The 22,358-nt window shown below is 43.5% G+C and carries 19 protein-coding genes; 11 read left to right on the forward strand and 8 right to left on the reverse strand.

Going from position 1 to position 22,358, the window contains the following annotated elements:
- Nucleotides 1–108 precede the first annotated feature (108 nt).
- The 3 genes from IQP38_RS10925 to IQP38_RS10935 all read right to left on the reverse strand — a co-directional run bounded on the left by IQP38_RS10925 (nucleotide 109) and on the right by IQP38_RS10935 (nucleotide 2,827).
- The gene (locus IQP38_RS10925; RefSeq protein ID WP_017633863.1) at nucleotides 109–204 is read right to left on the reverse strand and encodes a MetS family NSS transporter small subunit; all 96 of its coding nucleotides are present in this window, start codon (nucleotides 202–204) and stop codon (nucleotides 109–111) included.
- Complete coding sequence (locus tag IQP38_RS10930) at nucleotides 201–1,667, reverse strand: sodium-dependent transporter (RefSeq protein WP_005372966.1); 1,467 nt, start codon at nucleotides 1,665–1,667, stop codon at nucleotides 201–203. Before IQP38_RS10930 ends, IQP38_RS10925 begins: the two co-directional genes overlap by 4 nt.
- A gap of 569 nt (nucleotides 1,668–2,236) precedes the next feature.
- Entirely contained in the window at nucleotides 2,237–2,827 is a 591-nt protein-coding gene (locus tag IQP38_RS10935) for an outer membrane protein (protein WP_005372968.1), read from the reverse strand.
- Between the two features lie 127 nt (nucleotides 2,828–2,954).
- Here IQP38_RS10935 and IQP38_RS10940 point away from each other — a divergent pair, with 127 nt between their 5' ends.
- Both IQP38_RS10940 and IQP38_RS10945 read left to right on the forward strand, forming a co-directional pair.
- Nucleotides 2,955–3,047 (forward strand): YnhF family membrane protein, encoded by a 93-nt coding sequence (locus IQP38_RS10940; protein ID WP_005372970.1) that lies wholly within the window; start codon nucleotides 2,955–2,957, stop codon nucleotides 3,045–3,047.
- Nucleotides 3,048–3,091: 44 nt separating this feature from the next.
- Nucleotides 3,092–4,243: a patatin-like phospholipase family protein gene (locus IQP38_RS10945; RefSeq protein WP_005372971.1), complete on the forward strand. Its 1,152-nt coding sequence runs from the start codon at nucleotides 3,092–3,094 to the stop codon at nucleotides 4,241–4,243.
- Nucleotides 4,244–4,351: 108 nt separating this feature from the next.
- Here the strand turns inward: IQP38_RS10945 and pyk are convergent, their stop codons facing one another.
- Nucleotides 4,352–5,794, reverse strand: coding sequence for a pyruvate kinase (gene pyk / locus IQP38_RS10950; RefSeq protein WP_005372972.1), 1,443 nt, complete (start codon nucleotides 5,792–5,794; stop codon nucleotides 4,352–4,354).
- Between the two features lie 410 nt (nucleotides 5,795–6,204).
- On the opposite strand from pyk, the gene IQP38_RS10955 reads away from it, so the two are divergent.
- Both IQP38_RS10955 and IQP38_RS10960 read left to right on the forward strand, forming a co-directional pair.
- Complete coding sequence (locus IQP38_RS10955; protein WP_005385828.1) at nucleotides 6,205–7,422, forward strand: ROK family protein; 1,218 nt, start codon at nucleotides 6,205–6,207, stop codon at nucleotides 7,420–7,422.
- A 363-nt stretch (nucleotides 7,423–7,785) separates the two neighbouring features.
- Entirely contained in the window at nucleotides 7,786–8,739 is a 954-nt protein-coding gene (locus IQP38_RS10960; RefSeq protein WP_005372976.1) for a chemotaxis protein CheV, read from the forward strand.
- A gap of 72 nt (nucleotides 8,740–8,811) precedes the next feature.
- Here the strand turns inward: IQP38_RS10960 and IQP38_RS10965 are convergent, their stop codons facing one another.
- The 4 genes from IQP38_RS10965 to IQP38_RS10980 all read right to left on the reverse strand — a co-directional run bounded on the left by IQP38_RS10965 (nucleotide 8,812) and on the right by IQP38_RS10980 (nucleotide 14,890).
- Nucleotides 8,812–11,886 carry an error-prone DNA polymerase gene (locus IQP38_RS10965; protein ID WP_171344329.1) on the reverse strand — a complete coding sequence of 1,025 codons (3,075 nt, stop codon included), beginning with the start codon at nucleotides 11,884–11,886 and terminating at the stop codon, nucleotides 8,812–8,814.
- A 27-nt stretch (nucleotides 11,887–11,913) separates the two neighbouring features.
- Nucleotides 11,914–13,317 (reverse strand): Y-family DNA polymerase, encoded by a 1,404-nt coding sequence (locus IQP38_RS10970; RefSeq protein WP_017633865.1) that lies wholly within the window; start codon nucleotides 13,315–13,317, stop codon nucleotides 11,914–11,916.
- Between the two features lie 4 nt (nucleotides 13,318–13,321).
- A complete protein-coding gene (gene imuA / locus IQP38_RS10975; RefSeq protein ID WP_017633866.1) occupies nucleotides 13,322–14,014 on the reverse strand; it encodes a translesion DNA synthesis-associated protein ImuA in 693 nt (230 codons plus the stop codon).
- A gap of 129 nt (nucleotides 14,015–14,143) precedes the next feature.
- The gene (locus IQP38_RS10980) at nucleotides 14,144–14,890 is read right to left on the reverse strand and encodes a YciK family oxidoreductase (protein WP_005372980.1); all 747 of its coding nucleotides are present in this window, start codon (nucleotides 14,888–14,890) and stop codon (nucleotides 14,144–14,146) included.
- Between the two features lie 254 nt (nucleotides 14,891–15,144).
- Here IQP38_RS10980 and sohB point away from each other — a divergent pair, with 254 nt between their 5' ends.
- The 7 genes from sohB (at nucleotide 15,145) to pyrF (ending at nucleotide 21,929) form a co-directional block, all read left to right on the forward strand.
- Entirely contained in the window at nucleotides 15,145–16,206 is a 1,062-nt protein-coding gene (gene sohB, locus IQP38_RS10985) for a protease SohB (RefSeq protein WP_193837570.1), read from the forward strand.
- Nucleotides 16,207–16,414: 208 nt separating this feature from the next.
- Nucleotides 16,415–17,095: a (d)CMP kinase gene (gene cmk, locus IQP38_RS10990; RefSeq protein ID WP_021033981.1), complete on the forward strand. Its 681-nt coding sequence runs from the start codon at nucleotides 16,415–16,417 to the stop codon at nucleotides 17,093–17,095.
- 110 nt (nucleotides 17,096–17,205) lie between these two features.
- Nucleotides 17,206–18,876 (forward strand): 30S ribosomal protein S1, encoded by a 1,671-nt coding sequence (gene rpsA / locus IQP38_RS10995; protein ID WP_005385817.1) that lies wholly within the window; start codon nucleotides 17,206–17,208, stop codon nucleotides 18,874–18,876.
- Nucleotides 18,877–19,089: 213 nt separating this feature from the next.
- Nucleotides 19,090–19,371 (forward strand): integration host factor subunit beta, encoded by a 282-nt coding sequence (gene ihfB, locus IQP38_RS11000; RefSeq protein WP_005385816.1) that lies wholly within the window; start codon nucleotides 19,090–19,092, stop codon nucleotides 19,369–19,371.
- 281 nt (nucleotides 19,372–19,652) lie between these two features.
- Nucleotides 19,653–19,949, forward strand: a complete 297-nt coding sequence (locus IQP38_RS11005; protein WP_005376663.1) for a LapA family protein — start codon at nucleotides 19,653–19,655, stop codon at nucleotides 19,947–19,949.
- 18 nt (nucleotides 19,950–19,967) lie between these two features.
- Entirely contained in the window at nucleotides 19,968–21,143 is a 1,176-nt protein-coding gene (lapB, locus tag IQP38_RS11010; protein ID WP_005376665.1) for a lipopolysaccharide assembly protein LapB, read from the forward strand.
- Between the two features lie 84 nt (nucleotides 21,144–21,227).
- Complete coding sequence (gene pyrF, locus IQP38_RS11015; RefSeq protein WP_005376667.1) at nucleotides 21,228–21,929, forward strand: orotidine-5'-phosphate decarboxylase; 702 nt, start codon at nucleotides 21,228–21,230, stop codon at nucleotides 21,927–21,929.
- Nucleotides 21,930–22,358: the final 429 nt, after the last annotated feature.

A 22,358-nucleotide genomic window follows, 5' to 3' on the forward strand; every position in this document is an offset into this window, starting at 1 on the left:
CAAATGAGGCCTCATACGGCTTTAAAATACAAAACGCCCGATGAAGTACATCGAGCGTTTTAGTTAAAAAGTGTCAACCCATATCAGGACGGGTCAGAACTTAACGTTCTATTGTTTATTCATGGCTCGCTTAATGCAAACGGCAGCGCCGCCCCAAGTGATACCTAAACCAATAACCATCATAATAATTGCGCTGATTGTCATTTTGCTGTCTCCTTGCGGTTCACTGCGTTGATCACTAGACCAAAGATAAAGAGTGCGGCGATAAGTGCCCAGCCTAAAGTTAGATCATAGCCACCGTAGCCTTCAGTAATTAGGGCGTATAGCTTGGTCGCTAAGATAATGGCGAGCATGATTGGTGTAACGAAGCGTAAGCAGATCTCGAACCATTGACCAACAGAGAAATCAGAGCGCTCGTTAACGTAATTACGTACTTCTGGCACGCGCTTCAATAGCCACGCCATCAAGACAATCTCAACCAGACCACCAACCATGATGCCAACGTTGTTTGCAAAGTGGTCTACTAGGTCGAGTAGCAGCAGACCGCCATTGGTAGCAAACGCCATAGAGACAACGAAGCCAATACCAATCACAACATTTGCAGCTTTTTTACGGCTCCACTTCAGCTTGTCGATAATGGCTGAAGTTACGGCTTCCATAATTGAAATATGCGAACTTAGACCAGCAACCACCAGTGCAAAGAAGAACAGTGGACCAAGAATATATGGGGCAGGTAGTAGGTTAATTGCCGCAGGTAAAGTAACAAAAGCCAAGCCAACGCCTGCAGATACCACCTCTGTTAACGGCTTACCTTGCTCTTGAGCCATGTAACCCAATACTGAGAAGATCATGATGCCGGCTAGGATCGAGAAGCCACAGTTGATCAACACGGTCATAAACGCGTTATTCGTTATGTCTGACTTTTCTGGTAGGTAGCTAGAGTAAGCTAGCATGATGGCGAAGCCGATACTTAGCGTAAAGAAGATCTGACCATATGCCGCTGCCCATACTTTCACATCCCAAATTTTGCTGAAATCGGGTTCGAACATGTAGTTCACGCCATCTAGAGCTCCTGGCAAGAAAATCATACGTCCGATTAAGAAAATCACCATCAAGAATAGGATTGGCATCATAATTTTAGATGCTCGTTCAATTCCTGATTTCACGCCTTTGGCAATGGCGGTGTAAGTAATTGCCCAAGCAATTACCATGGATAAAGCAATCTTCCATTGAATACTGCCTAAGTCTGTTGGTGAGTTGTCACCTAGCTTTAGGTATTCACTAAAGAAAAATGCGTTGGTATCGGTTCCCCAACCTTGAGTGAACGACAACCCAAAGTAAGAAATCGACCAACCGATAACAGCCACATAGTAAACGGCAATAACTGCAGCCACACCAACTTGGAACCAGCCAAGCCATTCAAATTTAGAATGAATTTTCGCAAGTGTTTTTGGTGCCGAGCCTCGGTATTTTTGTCCCATACTGAACTCAAGGATCATAAATGGAATACCGGCAGTGATCATGGCAAAAATGTAAGGAATAAAAAACGCGCCGCCACCGTTTTCATAGGCCATGTATGGGAAACGCCAAATGTTTCCCAAACCGATAGCAGACCCAACTGCTGCTAAGATGAATCCCGCCCGGGATCCCCATTGTTCTCGCTTCATATTTGACTCCTATAAGACTCCCTGAGGAATGAAGCTCTCTACGTAACACAGTAATAATTGCGCAAATAGTTGGAAGAAAGGACCGCTGTTATCCATCAGCTTTTCTATCCTTAATTCTAACTTCTTATAATTTTATAGAGCTATATTCTGGCTACTGTAAGAGAAAGTAGATTATTAATCTTAAAATTTTGATGTGTGTTTGATAAAACTGAAATATTTATCTGTTTTCACTGATCAGACTAACTTCTAATAATACTTAGCGCAATAGAATCTAAATGTTAATTCAGATGCGTTGTCTGGTTTTAATCTTGTTAAATTTGAGTTTGATTGTGGTTTTATGTGGGTGTGTGGTTGTTTGTCTGGAATAAATGACTGGGATCTAATAATTGCTTTGGTGTTTAAGACTATTTTGATTAATTAGGGCGTACGGCTATCTTTTGTGCACCTATCTAGATGATGCTTCGTTACTTTGCCAAACAATGGTGTTTAGACGATATCCTTTATCGGCTCTGTGCAGGACTCGTTCAGCGTTCTTTGTGACGAGTCCTATAAAGGAACATGCATAAAAATTAGAAGCGGAAACTAAAACCGACATTTGATTGGAATTGGTTCATCCAATCAGTATCGAACTTAATGATACAGTTTGAGCCGTCATTAGGTAGAGTACAGGCGCCAGATGTATCGTTATCAACGACCGTTCCTAACCATCTCAGTTGGGCTGTTAATGCAAAGTTCTTTGAAAATTCATATTCCAGCCCTGCAAAAGCGCTAGCCGAAAATCCGTATTTTTTGTCTACCCAATCCACATCGGCGTAAGAAGCGCCCAAACCTACACCGATATAGGTTTGCCATTTTTCTGCGACAGGATAGTACATGCTGCTTTGGAAGTGCAGATAATGGATATCTGCCGAGTTGGACAGCTTTTCAAGTTCCGTCGATTGATTGGAGTAAAACAATCCGATCCTTCCTTTTTCTAAGGGAGTCTCGACTGAAAGAGCGTAATTCACTGCGGGGTCGAGATCGTATGTATTACCACTTTCATCCTCTACTTGGCCGCCTCCTGTATAGCCTATGTATGGTGTAACGATGATATTCGCTTGTGCATTGATAGCAGTACTCATCATCATGATTCCTACTAGCCAGCTGAGTTTTTGGTTCATGCCCTATCTCCTTATTATGACTAAGCTAATTGTGATGGGTTAGTCAAAATTGCGCGACTAAATTAAGCAAATCTTGAACATATTTCACACCGGTGTTATTAATTTGTTACATATTAAGGAGGTGTTTATGGAACACGATCTAAAATCCGCATTAATCATTGTGGTGACTGTTTTTGCAGTGCTTTTGTCATTTGGCATCATTGCTATTACAACAGCTTAAGATAACCACTTTTACCAAACGTTTTAACAAAATGGCGTGAGCCTATGATACGTAACAGCGGTATAATCACAGAAAGCCATGCAGAGCTTGATGTAAAAGTTTATGAGCACTTTAGGCATGGTAAAACTGCTTTAGTCACGCAAGGTGGAGGGCAGAGAGGGATTTTTACCGCTGGCGTTTTAGACGCCTTTTTACTTTCCAACTTCGATCCTTTCGATGAATTCTATGGCACCTCTGCCGGAGCACTTAACTTATGTTCTTACTTGTGTCGTCAACATGGCATGGGCAAAGCTTTTATTACCGAGCTGACAACGTCTCCTGAATTTTTTAATCTGTTTCGCTATATCCGAAAGCAGCAGTACTTAGGTTTAGAGTGGGCATTAGAACGGATTCAAGATTTCCCATACAAGCTTGACCTTGATTTAGGTCGCAGTGCATTGGGAAAACGAGGAGCGTTTGCTGCGGTAACGAATATAGAGACGCTATCAGATCAATATCTACCAATCTTGGATGACTCGTGGTTTAACACTATGCTAGCGACATGTGCGATTCCCAAGTTGTACCACGGACCTGTCGACGTAAATGGCAATAAGTTTGTTGATGGCGGCGTGTCTGCCTCTATCCCTGTACAAGAAGCGTGGCGTCAGAATGCTCGCAACATTATTGTCATTCGCACAGAGCCGTTTTCAGAGATTGAAGCGAGAGCCCAAAGTGAAGTGGGGGATGTGCCTGTCGAATGGTATCGGGAGTCTATCAACTCAGTACAGCAATCATGGCAGCAAAAAGTGAATCAGTGGAAGCTGGATTGGGCGTCGTTCTTCCAACAAAAAATTAATGCAGCACATCAATCGAAGCTTGCAGGGAAAATGCTGTTAAATGGAGGTCGTTGGTTGTTCGGTGCCGATAACTTGTATCGTTTAAGTCATCTGATTGGTGAGAATTTTGATTCAGGTTTAGCCGACATGCTGATGATTCATTATCAAACATTTGAGCTCACTCAGGCCTTTATATCTGCTCCACCTGACGACACTTTTATTTTACAAGTTGCGCCTAAAGAGGGACTTCGTTCTTCTTCTTTGTTAAGTGACCAAGAGTCACTAGAGCATGACTATCAACTTGGGCTTCAAGCTGGGTTTAACCTAGTTCAACTCTATGACCAGCTGGATGTTGAAATTGATGGTAGAGAGAGTGCATAAACCTTCTTACGTTCACGATGTGCGCAATATACAAAGCATATAAATAAGGCTCCATTTTCGGAGCCTTATTTGCGGGTTCTTGTGGTTAACTCCGGTTAGGTATAACTACTACGCTTGTAGAATGCGCATGCAGTTGGTTGAGCCAACAACATCCATTACATCGCCTTGAGTAATAATGACTAAATCACCTTTGTGCAAGAACCCTTGCTCTTTAAGGCTAGTAATCGCTGCTTGAGCCGTTGGTAAACCCGCATCACTTTTTGACTCGAAATATACAGGTGTCACGCCTCGGTATAATGCTGCTCGATTTAGTGTCGATTCATTCCGTGATAAGGCAAATATTGGCAAGCCAGAGCTTAAGCGAGACATCATCAACGCAGTCCTGCCGGACTCAGTTAACGAGATCATCGCTTTAATTCCTTCCATGTGATTCGCAGAGTACATGGTTGCCATTGCGATGGTTTCTTCAGCGGTTTCGAAGGTTCTATCTAAGCGATAGGTTGATAGACTTGCCTCCGACATTTTTTCAGCCCCCACACATACTTCGGCCATGGATTTGACCGTTTCTACAGGATATTTACCTGCAGCGGTCTCTCCAGAAAGCATCACCGCGTCAGTGCCGTCTAGAACCGCATTGGCCACATCCATCACTTCAGCACGCGTTGGCATTGGGCTAGTAATCATGGACTCCATCATTTGTGTCGCAGTAATCACGATACGGTTTAAACTGCGTGCGCGGCGAATCAGTTTTTTCTGGACACCTATGAGCTCAGGGTCACCGATTTCTACACCAAGGTCACCACGTGCAACCATCACTACATCGGATGCGAGAATAATGTCGTCAATAGACTCATTGGTCGCGACGGTTTCTGCTCGTTCGACTTTAGCCACTAACATGGCTTCAAGGCCTGCATCTCTGGCTAAGCGTCGAGCGTAATGCATGTCTTCGCCGTTACGCGGGAATGAAATAGCAAGGTAGTCCACTTGAATTGCTGCGGCGGTAAGAATATCAGCTTTATCTTTCTCTGTGAGCGCATCTGCTGACAATCCGCCGCCTTTTTTGTTTATCCCTTTATTGTTGGACAATGGACCACCGACAATCACACGGGTATGAACTTTATTACCCTCTACTTTAGTAACTTGCAGCTGAACGCGTCCATCATCGAGTAATAAAATGTCATTTGGTGAAACATCTTGCGGTAGTTCTTTATAATCTAACCCTACAGATTCTTGATTGCCTTCACCTTTTGGTAAATCACTATCTAATGTGAATTTATCGCCCACATTCAAAATGACTTGGCCGTCTTTAAACGTTGATACACGGATTTTAGGGCCTTGTAAGTCACCAAGAATTGCAACCTGACGCCCAAGTCTTGCTGCAATGGTACGGACTTTGTTCGCACGTTGAATGTGGTCTTCACTGGTTCCATGTGAAAAATTCATACGGACAACGTTTGCACCGGCTTTGATGATCTCCTCAAGTATATTGTCCTTATCCGTTGAAGGACCCAGCGTAGTGACAATTTTTGTTCGTCTTAATTTGGAAGTCATAGATTCTCCGATGAATGTGTGTGTAAAGGTAACTTGAACTCTATCCTTACTTTACGCAATCGCTCTCAAGGTTAGCCTCGTTGCTGAGCCCACACCTTAAAGCTACTTGGATATAAGTATATGCACATAATGTTTACATTAAGAGTAACCCCGGTAAAACAGACAGATATTCGACAGGCAATGGCCTTATTGATAAAAATGCGCTGCTTTAAAGGCACTACTTCATAATTTAGTGAATAAAAATAAGTTATTTTTCAAACAATTTAACAGGAGTAGATTCTTCGTTATTTGATTGAATACACAAACAAACAGGTTTATACGTGATGCTTGTCACGGGGATTTATTAATTCACTTCACAATTAGTTCGCAAAGTAAAAAAATTGTCCCGTTATAGAATTTCGGAGTGCAAGATGTACATGGCTCAACCGGGCCATATTGATCATATCAAACAGGTCAATGCTGGTCGTGTATATAAACTAATTGACCTAAAAGGTCCTATTTCTCGAATTGATTTGTCCAAGCAGAGTGAGCTTGCTCCTGCTAGTATCACCAAAATCACTCGAGAATTAATTGAAGCGCACTTGATTCATGAAACGACAGTACAAGAAGCGACGAGTCGTGGTCGACCTGCTGTCGGTTTGCAGGTCAATAATGAAGGCTGGCAATTTTTGTCAATGCGTTTGGGGCGAGGTTATTTAACCATTGCTTTGCATGAGTTAGGCGGTGATGTACTGATCGATACTAAAATCGAGATACACGAGCTTGATCAAGACGATGTGCTTGAGCGCCTGCTTTACGAAATTGATGAATTCTTTCAGACTTACGCGGATCAACTTGATCGGGTTACCAGTATTGCCCTTACGCTGCCTGGTCTCGTGAACTCAGAGCAAGGTGTCGTTTTGCAGATGCCTCATTACAATGTCGAAAATCTTGCTCTTGGACCAGAGATATACAAAGCAACAGGCTTGCCAGTTTTCATTGCCAATGACACGCGAGCTTGGGCATTAGCAGAAAAGCTTTTTGGTCATTCTCAAGATAATGACAACTCCGTTCTTATCTCTATCCACCACGGTTTAGGTGCGGGCATCATTCTGGATGGGCGCGTTTTGCAAGGCCGTCACGGTAACATTGGTGAACTCGGGCATATTCAAATTGACCCAAATGGAAAACGTTGTCATTGCGGCAATATTGGCTGTTTGGAAACCGTTGCCAGTTCTCAAGCAATTCGTGAAGAAGTCGTAAGACGAATCGCTGATGGCGAAGACTCTATTCTTGCTAAACAAGAAGAAATGAGTATTGAGAGCATTTGTGAAGCCGCTGCAAACGGTGATCCTTTGGCCGTCGATGTGATTGAAAAACTTGGACGCTACTTAGGCTCTGCAATTGCTATTGTGATCAACTTATTTAACCCTGAGAAAATCTTGATCGGTGGTGTGATTAACCAAGCAAAAGATGTGCTTTATCCTGCGGTTCGTCGCTGTATCGAAGAGCAGAGTTTACCTGTTTATCACCAAGATCTTGAGCTGGTGGAGTCTCGTTTCTATAAGCAAGCCACAATGCCTGGTGCCGCGTTGATTAAGCAAGCGTTGTACGATGGTCAACTATTGATGAAGGTTGTGGAAGGTTAAGTACTTTTTAACATGATGATGTGCCTGGCTGTTGAGACTGCATTTGTAGGTGATTTAGGGTGAGACTTAACGGCTCACCCTTTTTGATCGCCTATTACTAGAAAGGGAATTTGAGTTATGTTGCATTGCTATATCTGCGCCATTCATGTAATTTCCTAAAAAGCTCAAGTAAATAAACAAAATGGCTTTCAATGTGCTGCGTGACTTTGCGTCTGATGCAAAGAGAAGTAATACGCTAAAACTGTTGTACTTTAAAGCTGTGCTCGAAAAGCCAAATATTTTAAGGTTATTTGGTTATATAACCTTGCTGTGTCTGTACTGATTTCGAGTAAAATAAGAATTATCCATAATTTAGGTAGTAGTATGTCCGGAGTGTTAAATACGGTTGACCAGCGTACAAACTTGGTTGGTGAAAATCGACTAGAGCTTCTGCTGTTCACTTTAAATAGTCGCCAATTATTTGCGATTAATGTGTTCAAAGTGAAAGAAGTCATCAAGCTTCCACCGTTAACCAAGCTCCCTGGATCGCACTACAATATTCGTGGGGTTGCTTCTCTACGAGGTGAAGCGGTACCAGTGATTGATTTACGAGGCGCAATTGGTTTTCCTGCTTTGCGTGGCGAAGCGGAAGAAGAAAATTTGATCGTGACAGAGTACAACCGCACGGTGCAGGGCTTCTTAGTCGGTCCGGTTAAAAACATTATTAATACGGCATGGACTGAAATTCAGCCGCCTCCTTCCACGTCTGGTCGCTCGAATTACCTCACGGCTATCACGCAAATCAAAGAGGGGGATGCCTCTCAAATTGTCGAAATTATTGACGTTGAAAAAGTTTTAGCAGAGATTGTACATTACGACGTGACTATCTCGGAGGACATTCTCGATCAAGAATTGGCCCAAGCAATGGTCGGGCGTAATGTTCTGATTGTAGATGATTCCTCTACAGCTCGTAATCAAGTTCGCGATACGCTTTCTCAATTGGGTATGAATATCATCGAGTGTCGTGACGGGCTAGAAGCGTTAACGGTTTTAAAACGTTGGTGTGATGAAGGTAAAGATGTAGAAAAAGAGCTGTTGATGATGATTACGGATGCTGAAATGCCTGAAATGGACGGTTATAAACTGACCCATGAAGTGCGCCAAGATCCACGTATGTCTAAGTTGTTTATCACATTGAACACTTCTCTGAGCGGTAGTTTTAATGAAGCCATGGTACAAAAAGTAGGCTGTGATCGCTTTATATCTAAATTCCAACCGGATCTGCTGGTTGAAGTTGCTCAAGACCGATTACGCCAGATGCTTTCTAAAAGTGCATGATTAGATCTAGTGAAATCAGAGGGAGCGCACCTCTCTCTGATTTTTAACATCTCTCTCCTTAATTCCTCTGTACTAATGGAAATCCCGAGATTTACTTTGTAGATTGTTCAAGTAGTGCGTGCAATCAATCAACTTGCCAGCAATAACGTGCGTGACTTCTCCCTCTCTTTCAAGAATGCCTTTCACCATTAATACTTTAGCGCCTAAATACGCTTGCTTTTGGGCTCGTGCTGTCGCTTGCCAAACGACCACATTAATGTTGCCCGTGTCATCTTCTAGCGTAAAAAATGTCACGCCAGCGGCGGTGCCTGGAGATTGTCTTCCTGTTACCACGCCTACCACTGTGACCAGTGACTTATGCGGCTTCTCTGCCAGTTGCATCATGCGAGTAAAGTGAGGGAGTTTGCCCGTTTCTTCTAATAATTTAATTGGATGGCGGCTAAGAGATAGTCCCGTGCTTGCGTAATCCTCAATTAAATTTTCATATTCAGAGGGTTGAGTCTGGTAGCTAACATTGGGTTCTTCGACCTTGTGAAACAATGGTAGGTCAGATAAGGAATCCATTGCTGCCCAGCGAGCGTTATAACGATTCCCCGATAAGGCCTGAAATGCATTGGCTGAAGCCAATAATTCAATGTCACTTCGGCTTCTTAATATCTGCTTTACTTCTTGAATCGTTCGGTAACCATTAAGTGGTTTGCGCTCAATAAGCCTTTGTGCGCTTTCTGCGTTAAAGCCTTTCACCAAGCGAAAACCAAGTTGCACGCCGAGCCTGCCATTCGGACGTGAGACGAGATGATGCTGATATTTTGAATGATTGACGCACACCGGCAATACTTCGATGCCATGTCGGCGAGCATCTTGTACTAATTGCGATGGGCTATAAAATCCCATTGGTTGGCTGTTCAACAATGCAGTGTAAAATTCGGCTGGGTAATAATATTTTAACCATGCAGAACAATATGCCAGCACTGCGAAAGACGCTGAATGACTTTCAGGGAAGCCGTACTCACCAAAGCCGCAAATCTGATCGAAAATGCGCTCAGCAAACGCTAAGTCATAGCCTCTCTCTTGCATACCATTGATCAGTTTTGGTCTGAATTTAGCGAGATCGCCATTCTTTTTCCATGATGCCATCGCTCGACGGAGTTGATCGGCCTCGCCGCCGCTAAACCCTGCGGCTACCATGGCTAGCTTGATGACTTGCTCTTGGAAAATAGGGACGCCCATAGTCCGCTCCAGAACGCTTTTTACTTCTTCCGATGGATAACTGACAGGCTCTTTGTGATCTCGTCGTTTTAGAAAAGGATGCACCATATCACCCTGAATAGGGCCTGGACGAACAATTGCAATTTGAATCACTAAGTCGTAATAACAAGCAGGCTTTAGGCGAGGAAGCATGCTCATTTGTGCACGAGATTCAATTTGGAATACGCCTATCGTGTCAGCTTTTTGGATCATGCGGTACACGAGTGGATCATCTTGTCGGCGAGTGATCTCGGAAATCGAGAGGGATCGCTGGTGATGTTTCTCGACCAGTTGAAAGCACTTTTTGATGGCGTTTAACATGCCGAGTGCGAGTACATCGACTTTTAGTAGCTTCAAGCTTTCTAAATCGTCTTTATCCCATTGAATGATAGTGCGCTCTTCCATCGAGGCATTTTCAACAGGTACCAACTCATATAAAGGGCCAGATGAAATTACAAAGCCACCTACGTGCTGAGATAAATGGCGTGGGAAGCCAATGATCTCGTTGACCAATTGGATGAACTGCTGCCCTTTGAGAGATTCTGGTTGTAAGCCAAGTTCAATAATTTGAGCTTGCCAGCCTTGGCTGCGATCTCGGCGATTAACGTTCTTAATGAAAAAATCTAATTGGGTCTCTTCAATCCCTAGTGCTTTACCGACTTCACGCACGGCACTTTTAAAGCGATAGCTGATCACTGTTGCAGCAAGTGCTGCACGCTCACGGCCATATTTTTTGTAAATATACTGGATAACTTCTTCACGGCGCTCGTGTTCAAAGTCCACATCAATATCCGGCGGTTCCTTACGTTCTTTACTGATAAATCGTTCGAATAAGACAGCGATTTGTCGAGGATCGACGGCGGTAATTTCCAGGCAATAACACACCACAGAGTTTGCAGCGGAACCTCGCCCTTGGTAAAGAATGCCTTGCTGTTTCGCGAACATTACGATGTCGTGAATAGTAAGGAAGTAGTAGTGGTATTTAAGCTCTTGAATAAGCGCCAGTTCATTCTCGATGGTTTGATTGACTTCTGCTGGCACGCCTTCAGGAAAACGCAGCTTTTTACCACGTTCGACCAACATACGTAAGTAAGAGTCGGGTGTATAACCATCTGGGATCAGCTCGGTAGGATATTCGTATTTTAAATCGGAGAGCTTAAACTCGCATAAATCGGCGATGTAAGTACTTTCTTCCAGCCATTCTGGTTTGTAAATCCGAATCAACTTTTTAAAAGGACGAAGCGCTCGCTCAGTATTCGAAATACGGTCAAAACCGAGTTTATCGACGCTACACCCATGTTTTATAGCAGTAAGTACATGTTGTAATGGCAAGCGTTCAACGTCATGCATGAGAACGCCTCCGCAGGCAGTTATAGGTAATTGAAATTCATGTGCTAACTGCTCGCAGTGCGCAATGTACTCAGTATCGTTGTTACTCAAATGGCGCTGAATCGCTACCCACAAACGATTAGCGTGGTGTTGATTGAGCCAGCGCCCCCAATAGTGATCACTCTCTTGATGTGTGGGCAGCCACAATACCAAACAATGTCGAACCGACATCAAATCCCATTCGAACAGTTGATAGTTGCCTTTTTCACTGCGTCTTCTTGCGTTTGTGATGATACGACACAACTCGGCATAAGCCTTGCGACAAGGGCAAAGCAGTACGATTTGGCATTCATCATTTAACCAAAACATACTTCCAACGATTTGTTTGATATCGAGTTTATGTTGTTCGATGGTCGCATGGGCTTTGACAACGCCCGCGACTGAACATTCATCCGTTATAGCTAGAGCTTGATAGCGATAGAAAGCAGCTTGGAGTACCAGCTCTTCTGCATGAGAAGCTCCAGTCAAAAAAGAGAAGTTAGACTGACAAAATAGTTCCGCGTAACTCATAATGACCCAACAAAAATAACTGTCGATTTAACAAAAATAGCCATGAAGAAACCAGTGCTTGTGCTGATCACGAAATATCCATAACCAGCGGCCTTGCTTGGTGTGTGCAATGTAGTAATCACGCATGATCTCATCACCATCCCACCACCCAGAAACTATTCGCTCAGGTCCGTGGACCAAAGAAACTTGCTCTTGCAATACAATGGGAGTCGGTAATTGCATTGCTGGGCGTAGTATGGATGGTATGGCGTGCCCCTTTTCATCCGTAGCATCAGCAGGGCGATACTGACTGGCCTTTTCTGGTCTAGGATCGCAAGCAATATTGGGTTTTAAAACGGCACTTTTTCCCAATTTAGCTTGCAGTAAAGAAAGCAACTCTAAAGCATTCATGTTTCCTTTCTGCCCAGCAAAGAGATCGCGTGATGCACTAAGAGGCTCACCTTGACGGATGACTTTTAACGTTAGCCCTGTGACTGGGCCATTAAGCGAGAGTGACTCTAAGCTCAAACTCGCTAACTGTTGCCAACGCTGACATAGGTAATCACCTTGCGCAGAAGTGAGTTGAAGGTGTTGCTCTTGTTTCTCACGCTGGTGGAGTGTTAAACACAGTTCAAAAGCGACCTTATCTCTTAATTTAAGAAAGATTTCGAGTTGACGAAGCAATTTGGCCAACGGCTTTTCAATCCACTGAACGTTTTCGATCTCAAACAACAGCTCTAAATAAACTTGGAAGGATTCGGTAGGGTGATAAAAGTCGACAGGGTGTTTAAACTGCCCAGTCAGTCGACCAACGTAGTTCACCAAATCGATATCAAAGCGTCGTGCGATGTCTTGCAATGGCAGTTCAAGCAGGTTTTGCAATGTGGTGACACCTACACGTTGTAACTTCTCTACGGTAGCGTTTGATAAATCTGTCAGTGTTAACGGTATTGGTGATAAGGCTTTTTGTATGGCAGATTTGTCTTCGCTGATGACGTTCGCTCCTGATAATGCCATCAATTTGGCAGCAAAAGGCGAAAAACCACATCCGAATTGAAAACTCAGTTTCAGCTCCGATAAGTGAGCTCTGACTTTGTTCCAATAGTTTTCAAACCCTTCATACAGAGCGAGCATTGGAGTAGCACGCAGCAAAATACCTTGGTTTGGCATCAACACAACGTCAGATGTGATCAAATACAGCCATTGAGCAATTTCTTGTAACTTGCTCCATTCGGTGTGCGGATGATAAGGATGCACTTGTAAATCTCGACACAAGGACGCAGCACTGCCTAGGCCCATACCTGGCTTAATGCCTTGTTGTTCGGCAATCTCGTTGTATTGAATAATCTGGCAACGTTGGCTTTCGACAATCACCACGGGTTGTTTTTGGTTATCACCAAAGAGTGCGTCTAGCTGCAGGCGAGGGAAGTGCAAGTAAATCCACAGAGCCATATCACTAACCTTGGTTCGCCAGTGGGAAATTGACCACAGTCGAGTGCACAGTTTCAGATGATGGTTTCACCAGTTGCGGGTAATGGTGTTGGAATCCGATACTAACGCTACCTCTATTCCAGCCTCCTTTCCTTTTCAGCACTTCAACATGAATCCCTTGCTCGTCGCCTTTCAGTTTTAAACTGAGTGACACAGGCAAAGACAAGCGGTTGATAGTATCTGTTTTAAGCATAAAGAGAGGGCAAGTACCTTGTTCACTCGCTACCTGTAAGCGTTTCACTTGATGTATTTCAAGCTCTTCTTGCCATAACAAAACATTACTGCATACCCCACTTTTCAGACATTGCTCTGCAGCCCAAAGAGCATCTTTGGGATGAGCTGGATTAACGACCCACACTTGGTTTATATCCAAACCGATGTAGTGTAAGAACAGAGAATTCACTAACGCGGGAGGTTGAATAAATGCGGTCACACCATTGGTCTGGGTGGCTTTTAAATAAGGAGCGAGCAAACGCAATTCACCAATACTACCAATAGATTCCATCTCCACTACGCCATGAGGTGGAAAGCCTCCGCCGAGCAAATCATCTAATTCAGAAAAACCGGAACTAGTCTGCAACTGCTGAGGATCTGCTTTCGTTAAATTTGCTTGCCAAACAAGGTGTTGGCTTTTTAAGTTCTGAATAATATCTTGCATAATAAATACCTGTATATACATACAGTATATTTCTGTGGGAGAAAGTCGCAAGATTTTTATGAAGAGAGAAATGAAAAAAGGCAGCGTTTGCTGCCTTTTCAATCGATTATGTGAGGTAACCTGAATGAGTTATTTACGCTTCGGTTGAGCGTCGATGCACTGACCGTTCACATCGGTAACCGCAGGATCCATTAAGTGCAAATATAGCGGCATGATATCCAGTGGCGTTTTGAGAGTATTCGCATCTTCACCCGGATATGCTTTTTCACGCATGCGAGTACGAGTGGCACCAGGGTTAATTGCGTTAACGCGGATCGGTGTATCACTCAGCTCGTCAGCTAAAACTTGCATCATGCCTTCTACGGCAAATTTAGAGATAGCGTATGGCCCCCAGAATGCGCGGCCAGAGTGGCCGACGGTTGAAGAGGTAAAGATAATACGCCCAGCTTCTGATTTACGCATCACAGGCAGTAATGCTTGAGTCATTAGCACTTCGGCTTTCACGTTGATCTGCATGATATCGTCGAAGTCTTCCTCTTTGATTTGATCAAATGGACACAGCGAACTCAAGACACCTGCGTTGTGTAATAGACCATCCAAGCGACCAAACTGTCCTTCGATTGTCTCTGCCATATCAATGTAATTCTGCTGAGTTGCACCCTTGAGATCCAATGGAATGATAGCAGCTTGTGGATAGCCAGCAGCTTCAATCTCATCATAGATAGATTCAAGGTTTTGCACATTTCTACCCAAGAGAATAACAGTTGCACCGTGCTCGGCATAAGAAAGCGCGGCTTGACGGCCGATGCCATTACCAGCGCCAGTAACAAGAATGACTTTACCTTTTAGAGCATCAGCTGAAACGGAGTAGTTCACGGCGATAAATCCTTATTATTGTAAGAGGGCCCATGATAGTTAATTGACGCTAAAAAACGCCTGTTTCTCAATGGAAAATCTTGGTAATCGTGACAAGATGGTTACAATACACCAATTCATGTGTTATACCAATTCCAGAACTTTCGTTAGGTATGCTATCAATCAGAACAAGTGGTTACAAACCGCGCTGCCTTCTCGCTGATGTTTCTGCGTAACATACTAACGTCATCTGAAATGAGATAAAGGAGCTCTCGTTGGAATTTTTATTAGATTATGGTCTGTTTCTGGCCAAAATTATCACGGTGGTTGCTGCGATAATTGTTCTGCTCATTATTGCAAAATCGGCTGGTGGCAAATCGGGTGCGGCGAAAGGGGAGTTAGAGATTACCAACCTTTCAGAGCAACACAAACAATCTGTTGAGCAGTTAGAGCATCATTTGCATGACGATGCTTTCATCAAGGCTCGAGATAAAGCCGTCAAGAAAGAAGAAAAAGAGAAGAACAAATCTCGCGAGAAAGAAATCAAACAAGCGAGCAAAGACGGTTCATTAGATAGCAAGCGTGAACCACACCTATTTGTTCTTGATTTCAACGGTAGCATAGACGCAAAAGAAGTCGCGTCTCTACGTGAAGAAATCACCGCTATTTTGGCTGTCGCACGTGAAGGTGATGAAGTGTTACTTCGCTTAGAGTCTGGCGGTGGTATGGTTCATGGTTACGGCCTTGCCTCTTCTCAACTGGACCGAATCAAAGCTGCGGGTCTTCCTCTGACCATCTCTGTTGACAAAGTTGCGGCAAGTGGCGGTTACATGATGGCATGTGTAGCAGATAAAATTGTTTCTGCACCATTTGCAATTGTGGGTTCTATTGGCGTTATCGCACAGATTCCTAACTTCAACAAACTGTTGAAGAAACATGACATTGAGTACGAACAACTAACAGCGGGTGAATATAAACGCACGCTAACGATGTTCGGTGAGAATACCGATAAAGCGCGCGATAAGTTTAAGCAAGAACTTGAAGAAACACATGTCTTGTTTAAAGACTTCATCTGTGAGCGTCGTCCTAGTTTGGACCTAGACAAAGTAGCCACTGGTGAGCACTGGTTCGGCACACAAGCGAAAGAGCTTGGTTTGGTGGATGACATTAGTACATCTGATGATATCGTTGTTGCGGCATGCAAAGATAAAACTGTACTTTCTGTGCATTATGTACAAAAGAAAAAACTGGCCGACAAGCTAGCAGGTGTGGCGGGTAAAGTCGCTGATAGTGTGATTTTAAAGTTAGCTGAGCGTGGTCAAAAGCCGATTGTTTAATCGAGCTTAAGTTCATGACATTTAAAACGGCGAGGGCGGAAGCTCTCGCCGTTTTTGTTGAACTTTATGTTTATTGATGAATCCAATTACGCATTAGGTGTAATGCTTTACACGACATTTTTCCTCGCTCCAAAGACTGATTACCCGTATAATGTGCGCCTCGAAAACCGAGCAAATTGCTGAAAAGAAACTATTGGTGGAGAAGAACATGTCCTCTCAAACTCCGGTTGTAACCGTAGATGGACCTAGTGGTGCAGGTAAAGGCACTTTATGTATGTTGCTGGCGAAAAAGTTGGGTTTCCAACTCTTAGATTCTGGCGCAATTTATCGTGTACTTGCACTCGCTGCGATTCACCACGGTGTCGACACCGAGTCAGAAGATGCTCTTGTCCCACTAGCAACACACCTAGACGTTCAATTTATCGCGGAAGGTGACTTAGTTAAGGTCATTCTAGAAGGCGAAGATGTGTCAGGGGAGCTTCGTAAAGAAGAAACGGGTATGGCAGCATCTAAAGTTGCGGCTTTGCCACGTGTTCGTGAAGCATTACTACGTCGTCAGCGTGCATTTGAGACCGCTCCGGGTCTGGTTGCTGATGGTCGTGATATGGGCACAATTGTATTCCCGAGTGCGCAAGCAAAAATCTTCCTTGATGCGAGTGCTGAAGAGCGTGCAAATCGACGCCTTAAACAGTTGCAAGAGAAAGGGTTAGATGTTAGATTTGCTGACCTTTTAAGCGAGATCCAAGAGCGTGACGACCGAGATCGTAACCGCCCAGTGGCGCCATTACGCCCTGCTGAGGATGCGCTTGTGCTAGATTCTACGTCGATGACTATCGACGAAGTAGTAGAAAAGGCACTACAATATATCGAATCGAAGCTAGCTGAGTAATAATACTCGACTAGGCTAAGAGCGTTGGTCGCAAGGATGATGACTGGCGAATTTAATAACCCCATGCGGTAGGATACCCGTGGAAGTTTAATTTATTGAAGATTAATTAAATGACTGAATCTTTTGCTCAACTCTTTGAAGAGTTTCTAAACGAAACAGAATTCCAACAAGGCAGCATCGTTAAAGGTACTGTAGTAGCTATCGAGAACGGTTTCGTTCTTGTTGACGCTGGTCTTAAGTCTGAATCTGCTATCCCTGCTGAACAGTTCAAGAACGCTGCTGGCGAACTTGAAGTTGAAGTTGGCGCTGAAGTAGACGTAGCTCTAGACGCTGTTGAAGATGGTTTCGGTGAAACTCAACTTTCTCGTGAGAAAGCTAAGCGTCACGAAGCTTGGATCGTACTTGAGAAAGCTTACGAAGAAGCTGAAACTGTTGTTGGTATCATCAACGGTAAAGTTAAAGGCGGTTTCACTGTTGAACTAAACGGTATCCGTGCTTTCCTTCCTGGCTCTCTAGTAGACGTACGTCCAATCCGCGACACTGCTCACCTAGAAAACAAAGAGCTAGAGTTCAAAGTTATCAAACTTGACCAAAAACGTAACAACGTAGTTGTTTCACGTCGTGCAGTTATCGAATCAGAGAACAGCGTTGAGCGTGACGAGCTTCTAGAAACTCTACAAGAAGGTTCTGAAGTTAAAGGTATCGTTAAGAACCTTACTGACTACGGTGCGTTCGTTGACCTAGGTGGCGTTGACGGTCTTCTACATATCACTGATATGGCTTGGAAGCGCGTTAAGCACCCATCTGAAATCGTTAACGTTGGTGACGAGATCCAAGTTAAAGTTCTTAAGTTCGACCGTGAGCGTACTCGCGTATCACTAGGTCTTAAGCAACTAGGCGAAGATCCATGGGTAGCAATCGCTAAGCGTTACCCAGAAGGTCACAAACTAACTGGTCGCGTAACTAACCTAACTGACTACGGCTGCTTCGTTGAAATCGAAGAAGGCGTTGAAGGTCTAGTTCACGTTTCAGAAATGGATTGGACTAACAAGAACATCCACCCTTCTAAAGTTGTTAATGTTGGCGACGAAGTTGAGGTTATGGTTCTTGAAATCGACGAAGAACGTCGTCGTATCTCTCTAGGTCTGAAACAGTGTAAAGCTAACCCATGGCAGTCATTCGCTGAAGCACAAGCTAAAGGCGACAAAGTTACTGGTAAGATCAAGTCTATCACTGACTTCGGTATCTTCATCGGTCTAGAAGGCGGCATCGATGGTCTAGTTCACCTATCTGACATTTCTTGGAATGTTGCTGGCGAAGAAGCTGTACGTGAGTACAAGAAAGGCGACGAGATCTCTGCAGTTGTTCTAGCAGTAGACGCTGAGCGTGAGCGCATCTCTCTAGGCATCAAGCAAATGGAAAATGACCCATTCAATGCTTACGTTGCTGACAACAAGAAAGGTGTTCTAGTTAACGCTACTGTAACTGCTGTTGACGCTAAAGGCGCTACTGTTGAAATCGCAGAAGGCGTTGAAGGTTACATCCGTGCTTCTGAAGTATCACGCGATCGCGTAGAAGATGCTTCTCTAATCCTAAGCGCTGGTGATGTTGTTGAAGCGAAGTTCACAGGTGTAGACCGTAAGAACCGCGTAATCAACCTATCTATCAAAGCTAAAGACGAAGCTGACGAGCAAGAAGCAATGGCATCTATCAACAAGCAAGATGACAATGCATTCGGTAACGCAATGGCTGACGCTTTCAAAGCTGCTAAAGGCGAATAATATACTCGCTTAAGCAAAAAAGGAGCCGCAAGGCTCCTTTTTTATATTTGGTCATATTTAAGTAGTAATACTAATGACAGTAAACTATCTTAATAAAAGGCATTTCTTCATTGCGCATTTTGCATAAAATTTGTCTAGAATTGTCAGCAAGTGTTTGTTGGAATTAGTATTACTTACTATAATAAGTGATAAAGATACTCAAAGAGGGCAACTATGACTAAGTCTGAACTGATTGAAAGACTCTGCGCTGAGCAAACACACTTATCAGCGAAAGAGGTAGAGGATGCTGTAAAAGATATTTTAGAGCACATGGCCTCTACACTAGAGAGCGGTGACCGTATCGAGATCCGTGGCTTTGGTAGTTTTTCTCTTCATTACCGCGAGCCTCGCGTAGGTCGTAACCCTAAAACGGGCGATAAAGTGGAATTGGAAGGTAAATACGTTCCACATTTCAAACCTGGTAAAGAACTTCGTGAGCGTGTAAATATTGGTTAATGCACTCTTATTAGTTTGAAAAAAGCGGCATACGTTTGTGTATGCCGCTTTTTTGTAATGTATCCAAGTTAGTCATACATCCAAGATCGTTTACTAATCTAATTGTGGATTCAGCCGTTTTCCTTGCTGCTTTCTATACCCAAATAACTTTAACTTCTAAGCATGTCTACAAACTAAGCATCTTGAGGTTACTTGGGTATAGATTATTGCTAATATACGTAGTCTGAAGAAGCATTTTCCTGCATAATCTTACCGACTTACTCCTAGAAGGGTGATGTAACATGAAAATTATAAAAATCGTTGCTGTTTTAGCTCTCTTTTTAATTGCATTGGCGTTAGGTTCCCAAAACCAAGAGCTCGTGACTTTTAACTATCTTCTAGCAAAAGGAGAGTTCCACTTGTCTACGCTATTAGGTGTAGTATTTGTGGTTGGCTTTGCTTTAGCGTGGGTTATCTTTGGTAGCATCCAACTGAAAACTCAGCTACAGGTCCGTCGTTTAAAGAAAAAACTGAAAAAGTACGAACCAACTGAATCAAACAACGCTGCTGATAAGCCAGCCATTGAAAAACAGGCATAAGGATAAGGCTTAACTTTAATGCTTGAACTACTCTTCTTGTTGTTGCCTATAGCTGCTGCGTATGGCTGGTATATGGGGCATCGCAGCGCTCAGCAAGACAAGCAGAAGCAATCTCATCAAATCTCTCGTCAGTATATGACGGGTCTTAATCTGCTGCTCTCTGACCAATCAGATAAGGCTGTCGATCACTTTATTGAATTGCTCCAAGTTGATAACGAGACCATTGATACTCACCTTGCGTTGGGTAACCTGTTCCGGTCTCGTGGTGAAGTCGACCGCGCAATCAGAATTCACCAAAATCTTATTTCTCGTTCAGGCTTAACACTGGACCAAAAGAACCTCGCCCTTCAACAGTTAGCGAAAGACTACATGGTCTCTGGTTTTCTTGATCGTGCAGAGAAAATCTTCGAACAGTTAGTCGAAGAGCCAGATTACAAAGAGGCGGCTCTTCAACAATTAGTGACCATTTATCAGCAAACACGAGAATGGGAAAAGGCGATTTATTACGCGAACCAATTGGCTAAGTTAGGTAATAAACGCTCAAGGATGCGTGCAAATATTGCCCATTTTTGGTGTGAAATAGCCATGCTCGACCAAGCTGATGGGAATACTAATAAGGCAATACAGCATTTTAAAAAAGCGTTAGCGGAAGACCCGAAGTGTGTTCGAGCAAGTATTGCTTTGGGACGAATTTACCTAGAGTCTGAAGACTATAAGCACACCATCAAATATCTGACGGGGGTACTTGAGCAAGATAAAGACTTTATCAGTGATGTCTTGCCAACTATTGCAGAATGCTATCATCATCTGGGTCAGGAAGATGAACTTGTCGAGTTTCTGAGAGCTTGTATTGATAAGAAAGCAGGCGTATCAGCCGAGTTGATGTTGGCTCAATTAGTTGCTCATCACGAGAACGTTGGGGCTGCTCAAGAGTTACTGACGAAACAATTGCTGAAAAACCCAACCATGAAGGGCTTCTACCGTTTAATTGACTACCACATTGCAGAAGCAGAAGATGGTCGAGCGAAAGACAGCCTATCAACACTACAAGCGATGGTGGGTGAACAGTTAAAAGTGAAACCACATTACCGATGCCGGAAGTGTGGATTTTCTACCCATTCCCTTTATTGGCATTGTCCGTCCTGTAAAGGATGGGGGACGATCAAGCCAATCCGCGGATTGGATGGTGAATAATTCTTAATGCAGCTGGCAGAGTTTCTGTCCGCTGCATTTTTTTAACTTTTTATTTAATAAGAACCAAAACAGTTAGGAGATGAAATGATCGACCAAAAAGTTATTGTCGCACTGGATTATGATAACCAAGCAGATGCACTTGCGTTTGTAGATAGAATTGATCCTGCGTCATGCCGACTAAAAGTTGGCAAGGAGATGTTTACGCTATTTGGTCCTGATTTTGTACGTGAACTCCATAAACGTGGTTTCTCGGTATTCCTAGATTTAAAATTTCACGATATTCCAAACACCTGTTCGAAAGCAGTTCGCGCTGCGGCTGAAATGGGTGTATGGATGGTGAACGTACACGCGAGCGGTGGTGAGCGTATGATGACGGCATCACGTGAAATTCTTGAGCCATATGGTAAAGATCGTCCACTTCTTATCGGTGTAACGGTACTAACCAGTATGGAACAAAGTGATTTAGCTGGTATTGGTTTGAATGTTGCGCCTCAGGAGCAAGTGATTCGTCTAGCAACCTTGACCAAAAACGCAGGCTTAGATGGTGTGGTATGTTCAGCGCAAGAGTCCTCATTACTGAAGAGCGAACTAGGCCAAGAATTTAAGTTAGTGACCCCTGGTATTCGACCTGCTGGCTCAGAACAAGGTGACCAACGCCGTATCATGACGCCAGTAGACGCTATCCAATCAGGTTCAGATTATCTTGTGATTGGTCGCCCTATCACTCAAGCGTCAAATCCTGCAGAAGTGCTGAAGTCGATCAATGAGAGCTTATCTAACATGTAAGCACTGTCTCGATTGTATGGAGAAAAGTGAGGCTAAGATGCCTCACTTTTTACATCGAATGAAAATACTGATCGCGGTAAACAACCATTCCTTTTAACCAGCTATGTCTGATCATTTACTCGCTTTAACTGGTATATCGGGGCCAATTGAGATAAAGGTTCTGCGGTTTATTCTGAGTAAAGTAGGGCTTGGTACTATGCCGATCACACTTTTGTAACATAACTCACTGTGATGCCTCGAAAATGCAACCATGTGTTATTGATGGCTTGCGTTACAAATGTCTAAAGAATACTATGGCGAAGATGCATTCACTGCGTTGTAAGGTCTAGGATGACCTAGTGAAACTCTTTGAAATTAATATAGAAGCTGGCAGGACGTCACTTCATATTACGTTCCTATTATTTCCTATCTGCGTATTTTAAATCGCAG

The sequence above is a fragment of the Vibrio sp. OPT41 genome, from assembly GCF_015163595.1.
Classification (GTDB): domain Bacteria; phylum Pseudomonadota; class Gammaproteobacteria; order Enterobacterales; family Vibrionaceae; genus Vibrio; species Vibrio alginolyticus.

Coding starts and splice junctions, on each gene's coding strand:
- IQP38_RS10925 (WP_017633863.1), bottom strand. CDS start 204: ATGACAATCAGCGCAATTATTATGATGGTTATTGGTTTAGGTATCACT.
- IQP38_RS10930 (WP_005372966.1), bottom strand. CDS start 1,667: ATGAAGCGAGAACAATGGGGATCCCGGGCGGGATTCATCTTAGCAGCA.
- IQP38_RS10935 (WP_005372968.1), bottom strand. CDS start 2,827: ATGAACCAAAAACTCAGCTGGCTAGTAGGAATCATGATGATGAGTACT.
- IQP38_RS10940 (WP_005372970.1), top strand. CDS start 2,955: ATGGAACACGATCTAAAATCCGCATTAATCATTGTGGTGACTGTTTTT.
- IQP38_RS10945 (WP_005372971.1), top strand. CDS start 3,092: ATGATACGTAACAGCGGTATAATCACAGAAAGCCATGCAGAGCTTGAT.
- pyk (WP_005372972.1), bottom strand. CDS start 5,794: ATGACTTCCAAATTAAGACGAACAAAAATTGTCACTACGCTGGGTCCT.
- IQP38_RS10955 (WP_005385828.1), top strand. CDS start 6,205: ATGTACATGGCTCAACCGGGCCATATTGATCATATCAAACAGGTCAAT.
- IQP38_RS10960 (WP_005372976.1), top strand. CDS start 7,786: ATGTCCGGAGTGTTAAATACGGTTGACCAGCGTACAAACTTGGTTGGT.
- IQP38_RS10965 (WP_171344329.1), bottom strand. CDS start 11,886: ATGAGTTACGCGGAACTATTTTGTCAGTCTAACTTCTCTTTTTTGACT.
- IQP38_RS10970 (WP_017633865.1), bottom strand. CDS start 13,317: ATGGCTCTGTGGATTTACTTGCACTTCCCTCGCCTGCAGCTAGACGCA.
- imuA (WP_017633866.1), bottom strand. CDS start 14,014: ATGCAAGATATTATTCAGAACTTAAAAAGCCAACACCTTGTTTGGCAA.
- cmk (WP_021033981.1), top strand. CDS start 16,415: ATGTCCTCTCAAACTCCGGTTGTAACCGTAGATGGACCTAGTGGTGCA.
- rpsA (WP_005385817.1), top strand. CDS start 17,206: ATGACTGAATCTTTTGCTCAACTCTTTGAAGAGTTTCTAAACGAAACA.
- ihfB (WP_005385816.1), top strand. CDS start 19,090: ATGACTAAGTCTGAACTGATTGAAAGACTCTGCGCTGAGCAAACACAC.
- IQP38_RS11005 (WP_005376663.1), top strand. CDS start 19,653: ATGAAAATTATAAAAATCGTTGCTGTTTTAGCTCTCTTTTTAATTGCA.
- lapB (WP_005376665.1), top strand. CDS start 19,968: ATGCTTGAACTACTCTTCTTGTTGTTGCCTATAGCTGCTGCGTATGGC.
- pyrF (WP_005376667.1), top strand. CDS start 21,228: ATGATCGACCAAAAAGTTATTGTCGCACTGGATTATGATAACCAAGCA.